Source organism: Psychrobacter sp. 1Y11, from assembly GCF_052259045.1.
GTDB lineage: Bacteria > Pseudomonadota > Gammaproteobacteria > Pseudomonadales > Moraxellaceae > Psychrobacter.
Window position 1 is genome coordinate 1 of sequence record NZ_JBQQER010000036.1, and the last position, 511, is coordinate 511.

General features: G+C 71.4%; 1 protein-coding gene. It reads right to left on the reverse strand.

Annotated features, from left to right (window positions below; genetic code table 11):
* The coding region (locus ACTXGJ_RS12655; RefSeq protein WP_443566163.1) for a hypothetical protein at nt 1-511 on the reverse strand (511 nt) is incomplete at both ends.

Consider the following 511-nt stretch of genomic DNA (forward strand, 5'->3'; position numbering starts at 1 on the left):
CTCCCGCAAGGGAGAGGGGACCTGCGTCTGGATTTCGACCCGAACGGCATTGTCCAGTGCGCTGAAGTCATCGGGCGACAGATCGCGCATTCGCCGCAATCCGGTCCGGGCGAAGGCCTGCAGCAGTGCCGCTATCGCGGCCGGCGCCTCCTCCGCAGCGCAGGTGGCGAGATCGTGAAAGCCCTGACCTCCGGCGACCGCGATCCCGATGTCCCCGGATATATGTGAGAACAGGTACGCGTCGGCCTCCGGCAGCTCCGCACCCAGGCGCCCTTCGACCACCACCAGCGTCTTGGCCGGCAGCCCCGGCACGGCGAGCCCCGCCGCCTCCACCGCACGCGCGAGGGCCGGCACATCGAACGTTTCGGTCGGATCGCGGCCGGCGAGGGGGCTTGTCAGCGTCAGCCGCTGCGGGCCGCCATCGCTACGCGCGTCGCCGAGCCCGGCGGCTTCCAGTAGCCGGGCGAGCGGCGTGCGCGTCGCGTCGGAGACGCCGCGGATCTGGAGGTTG